The organism is Intrasporangium sp. (genome assembly GCF_030452765.1).
Lineage (GTDB): Bacteria > Actinomycetota > Actinomycetes > Actinomycetales > Dermatophilaceae > Intrasporangium_A.
The window spans coordinates 1-4964 of record NZ_JAKDLO010000258.1; the positions used below are offsets into that span (position 1 = coordinate 1).

The following is a 4964-nucleotide window of genomic DNA, read 5'->3' on the forward strand; positions in this document are numbered from 1 at the left end:
AGGGGGATGGGGAAACAGGGCCTTCGGGCTCCTGCGCCCCTGACTACCAATGACGTCAAACATGACGTCAATATGGTGCGCATGGACATCACCGAGTACGTCGACATTCTCCGCAAGGACCTCGTGCACGCGGCCCAGGCGATGGGCCCCGAGCTCGAGCAGGCCGCCGAGCGGCTGTCGTTCGCGCTCGACTCGTCGGCCCGCCTCGCCCTCATGGACGCGTTGTCCCACGCAGCGGCCGAGATCACCAACGAGCTCGACGGCACCTCCGTCGAGGTCCGCCTCCAGGGCCGCGAGCCGGTGTTCGTCGTCGTACGGAGCGCGCCTGCCACGGCCGAGCCGGCGAGCGAGGACCTCGGCGACGACGACGGCGAGACGGCCCGCATCACGCTCCGGCTCCCCGAGTCACTCAAGAGCAAGGCCGAGGAGCTCGCCTCGACCCGGGGGCAGTCGCTCAACACGTGGCTCGTCGCTGCGGTCCGCGCCGCGACCGCACCGGGTCTGACCATCAACGTCGGGCCGTTCGGGGCGAGCGTCCCCACCCCGCCGGGCAGGCCCGGACGGATCCGTACGAACAAGCGCGTCCAGGGCTGGGTCCGCTGACCCCCCGTGACCCAGCACAAGGAGACCCTGATGGAGCACACCTTCCACACGCCCGGCCCGATCCGCCTGCGCGTCGAGCTCGTCGCCGGTGACGTCGCCGTCCGGGCGACCGAGACCGACACGACCACCGTGCAGCTGACCCCGCGTGGCCCGGCCGGTGAGGAGCTCGCGGAACGGTTCACCGTCGAGCAGCGCGGCGACGAGGTCGTCGTGCTCGCCCCCAAGATGCGCGACGCGATCTTCTCCCTCGGCAAGGGCTCGGTCGATATCGGCGTGACCCTGCCACCAGGGAGCGTCTTGGACGCGAAGACCGGTTCCGGCGACATCGAGGCCACCGGCCTGCTCGACCGCGCCCGCGCGGCGACCGGGTCGGGTGACGTCACCCTCGACGAGTTCGCCGGCGGCGACCTCAGGTCGGGCTCCGGGGACCTCAGCGCGCGCGTGGTCCGCGGCGACCTGGCCCTCAAGACCGGCTCAGGCGACGTCTCCGTCGGCACGAGCAGCGCCCGGGTCGACCTCGTCTCGGGGTCGGGGGACGTCACGATCCGCCGGGCGGACGGCCCGCTCAAGGCCAAGACCGGCTCGGGTGACCTCGTCGTCCTCGCCTCGTCCGCCGACCTCGACCTCACGACCGGCACCGGGGACGTGACCCTCGTCGCAGTCCACGCGGGCGAGATCCGGGCCAAGACCGGCACCGGCGACGTCGTCGCCGGCATCGCGCACGGGGTCGCGACCTACCTCGACCTCAATACCGTCACCGGGGACGTCGACGTCGACCTCGACGAGGCGACCGGCCCCGAGGGCGCCGAGTCCACGGCATTGCTGCACGTCCAGTCCGGCAGCGGCGACATCCACGTCAAGAGAGCACAGGTGAGCCTGTCATGACCATCCTGACCCAGCACGAAGCCCTGGCCCGCCAGATCATCCTCGAGCGGACCTCCCGCCGCCACCGCGAGCGTCCCGTCCACCGGCACGTCCGGTCCGCGTTGCTGCTGCGCCGTCTGGCCGAGCGGCTCGACCCGGCGACGATGCCGGACGCGTCGGCCAGGGTCACCCTCGAGCGGGGTTGGCCTCGGGCGAGGCCGGCCGCAGCGCGGCACTGACATAGCGGACCGTCGCGGCGGTCACCTCCCGGAGCGGCGCCCCGTGCTCGACGAGCATCGCGGCGCCGTTCAGCGTCCCGGAGGCGAGCCCGACGAGAACCCTGCCGTCCGCACCCGGGAGCTCGGCGGCATACCGCCCGATGATCTCGACGAACGGCGCGGCGAGGGCGTCGTGCAGCTCGCGCAGCCGGGCGACCCCCTTGGGCGGGATACCGGTCATCCCCATCGTGCGACCCGGACTGTGACCCTGCGCGGCGAGCTCGAGGGTGGTGCTGATGTATGCCGTCAGCCGCGCACCCGTGTCGTCGCCCGCTTGGGTGAGGGCTGCGTCGACACGCTCCTGGGCGAGCGCGAAGAGGTCCTCGACGGCCGCCCCGATGAGGGCCCCGGTCGTCGGGTAGTACTGGTAGACGCTCGAGCGGGCCAGTCCCGTCGCCTTGGCAACCGCGGCCGGGGTCACCCCGGCCGGCCCCTCGCGCATGAGCAGCTCCCGCGCGTTGGTGACGACCTCGCGGCGGCGCATCTCGCGGTGCTCGGCGACCGTCGGTGCGTCGATCTTCGGCACAGGCACCACCTCCTGCCGGTCAGTCTACTTTATCGACACTCGTGACGGTAACGTGTCGACAATCATGTCGGCATGTTACCGTCACCTCTGTCGGCAAGAACGGGTCGACGCAAGAACTTCCAGGAGTACCCAATGCCAGCACCACAGCGCCCCGACGAGACGAGGGTCGCGGTCGCGACCGGCAAGCACCGGTGGCTCGCCCTCGGCGCTATCGCGCTCGCGGTCTCGCTCGTCATCATGGACGCGACGATCGCCAACGTCGCTCTGCCCGTCGTGATCGAGGACATCCACCTCACGGCCACGCAGGCCCAGTGGATGAACGCGATCTATGCGCTCGTCTTCGCCGGGCTCATCCTCACCTCAGGCCGGCTCGGCGACCTCTACGGCCGCCGCAGGCTCCTCCTGATCGGCCTGGTCCTCTTCGGGGTGGCCTCGCTCTTCGCGGGATCCGCCGACAGCGGCGCGGTTCTCGTCGCTGCCCGGTTCGTGCAGGGGCTCGGCGCGGCCGCGATCTTCCCGTCGACCCTCTCGACGATCAACGCGATGTTCACCAGACGCGACCGAAGCATCGCGTTCGCGGTCTACGGCGCGATGATCGGCGGCATGGCCGCCCTCGGCCCGCTGGTCGGTGGCTGGCTCGCCACCGACTTCACCTGGCGGTGGGCCTTCTGGCTCAACCTGCCCTTCGTCGTCATCGCAGCCGTCGGAACCCTCCTGCTCGTCCCCGAGACCCGCGACGTGCTGGCCCGCCGCGGCCTCGACCTGCTCGGTGTGCTGCTCGCCTCGGTGGGGATGGCCTCGATCGTGTTCGGGCTCATCGAGTCCTCGACCTACGGCTGGGTCCGGCAGGAGAGCGGCGCACTCTCCCCGGTCATCGTCACCCTCGTGGCCGGCCTGCTCCTCATCGGCGTCTTCGTCCTCGTCGAACAGCGCCGGGCACGCGCCGGGCGGGTCGTCCTCGTCGACCTCGGGCTCTTCCGGCTGCCGACCCTGCGGTATGGCGCCATCGCCGCCTTGGTGGTCGCGCTCGGTGAGTTCGGGCTCCTCTTCACGTTGCCGCTGCTCCTGCAGGGTGCGATGGGCTATGACGCGCTCGGCACCGGCTGGCTCATGGTCGCTCTCGCCGCCGGCACGTTCGTCATCAGCGGGATGACGCCGCGCCTGACCGAACGCTTCGGCCAGCGGGCCGTCGTCCGCGCGGGCCTGCTCCTCGAGGCGGTCGCCGTGGGCGGTCTGGCGCTCGTCCTGCCGGCCGACGGCTGGGTCATCGCCGGGCTTCTGTTCGTCTACGGCACCGGCGTTGGGCTCGCCACGGCCCAGCTCACCAGCGTCATGCTGAGCCAGGTCCCCGTCGCCCAGTCGGGCGAGGCGTCCGGGCTCCAGTCGACGGTCCGCCAGCTCGGTTCGGCGCTCGGCGTCGCGCTGCTCGGCGGCCTGCTCATCGGCAACCTCGGCACCGGCCTGGCCGGCTCGCTGTCCGACACCTCGATGCCGGTTGCCCAGCAGCAACAGGTGGTCCGTGTGGTCAAGCAGTCGGCAGGTGCTGCCATCCCGGCGCTCGAGCACCAGCCGGGTGGCGCTGCCGCGGTGCCGCTGGCGCGTGACGCGATGATCTCGGCGGCCAAGGAGACGACCGGACTCGCCTCAGGCGTGCTCGCGCTCGGGCTGATCGCCACCCTCGCCCTGCCGTCGGGGCGCCGCGAGGACGCGGTCGGCGAGCCCGAGACGGTCACCGCCGACCGACACGGGTGAGGCGGCCGCCTCGGCTCGTCAGCTCGAGGTGGTCGGGGGCGCCGCTCTGCGCAGCGTGACGAGGAGACGGTGAGCGGTGATGACGGCGAGGGCCCAGGCGAGCCCGATGGCCCACGCTGCGAGGACGTCGGTGAGCCAGTGGTGCCCGAGGAAGACCCGGCTCGCGCCCATCGCGAGGACGAAGAGCGTGCCCACCACGACGGCGGTGACGCGTTGCCACGCGGCGGTCGTCAGCAGCAGCACGAGGTAGACGACGATGGTCGTCAGGACGGTGGCGTTGAGGGTGTGCCCGCTCGGGAAGGACGGCGAAGCCTCGTACGGCGGCACCGCATACTCGAGGGGCGGCCGGGCCCGCCCGACCATGCCCTTGCCGACGAGCGTCATGGCCAGCGCCCCCGCTGCGGCGACAAGGGTGATGACGATCGGCATCCAGGCGCGATGCAGCGCGGCGAGGGTCAGCGCCAGGGTTGTCGCCAGGATCGGCATCCCGATGGGTCCTCCGACCTCGGTGAAGAGCGTCACTGCCTGGTCGAGGCCGGGGCTGCGCCACTGGAGGGCGAGGTCGAGTGCGGGCCGGTCGAGGGCGGCCACGCCGTCGTGGCCGACGACCCCTTCGTAGACCTCGTGGGCACCCGCGGTCAGGGCGAGAATGACTGACAGGCAGAGGCTTGCGAAGACGATGAAGGCCACGTTCGCGGCGGACCAGGCGATCGCGTGGTCCGCCGCGGGGCGCCAGCGGGTCGGAAGGCGGGCCGAGATGGCGACGGCAAGGAGCCCGATGACGTGCACGAGCCATCGGCCGAACCGGGTGGGCCAGCGGGCCAGGTCGCGTGACCCGATCGCCTCACCTCGTGCCGGTGGGGGCGGGGGCACGGGCACTCATCCAGTGTCGCAGTGTTGCAAAGGACGAGTCGTCCCGAGCACCTAGGCTGGCCGCCGTG

Annotated in this window: 6 protein-coding genes; 4 read left to right on the plus strand and 2 right to left on the minus strand. The window is 71.7% G+C overall.

From position 1 onward, the window contains the following. The first annotated feature begins 81 nt into the window (after positions 1-81). The 3 genes from L0H79_RS20755 to L0H79_RS20765 are packed head-to-tail and all read left to right on the plus strand — an operon-like array spanning position 82 to position 1706. Positions 82-603: a histidine kinase gene (locus L0H79_RS20755; protein ID WP_301486539.1), complete on the plus strand. Its 522-nt coding sequence runs from the start codon at positions 82-84 to the stop codon at positions 601-603. A 30-nt stretch (positions 604-633) separates the two neighbouring features. Continuing rightward, positions 634-1488 carry a DUF4097 family beta strand repeat-containing protein gene (locus L0H79_RS20760; protein ID WP_301486540.1) on the plus strand — a complete coding sequence of 285 codons (855 nt, stop codon included), beginning with the start codon at positions 634-636 and terminating at the stop codon, positions 1486-1488. Then, entirely contained in the window at positions 1485-1706 is a 222-nt protein-coding gene (locus tag L0H79_RS20765) for a hypothetical protein (protein WP_301486541.1), read from the plus strand. Before L0H79_RS20760 ends, L0H79_RS20765 begins: the two co-directional genes overlap by 4 nt. On the opposite strand, the gene L0H79_RS20770 is transcribed toward L0H79_RS20765, so the two are convergent. Beyond that, positions 1654-2271: a TetR/AcrR family transcriptional regulator gene (locus L0H79_RS20770; protein WP_301486542.1), complete on the minus strand. Its 618-nt coding sequence runs from the start codon at positions 2269-2271 to the stop codon at positions 1654-1656. The genes L0H79_RS20765 and L0H79_RS20770 overlap by 53 nt on opposite strands. A 132-nt stretch (positions 2272-2403) precedes the next feature. Here L0H79_RS20770 and L0H79_RS20775 point away from each other — a divergent pair, with 132 nt between their 5' ends. Next, a complete protein-coding gene (locus L0H79_RS20775) occupies positions 2404-4023 on the plus strand; it encodes an MFS transporter (protein WP_301486543.1) in 1620 nt (539 codons plus the stop codon). Between the two features lie 18 nt (positions 4024-4041). Here the strand turns inward: L0H79_RS20775 and L0H79_RS20780 are convergent, their stop codons facing one another. Continuing rightward, positions 4042-4902, minus strand: a complete 861-nt coding sequence (locus tag L0H79_RS20780; RefSeq protein WP_301486544.1) for a phosphatase PAP2 family protein — start codon at positions 4900-4902, stop codon at positions 4042-4044. Positions 4903-4964: the final 62 nt, after the last annotated feature.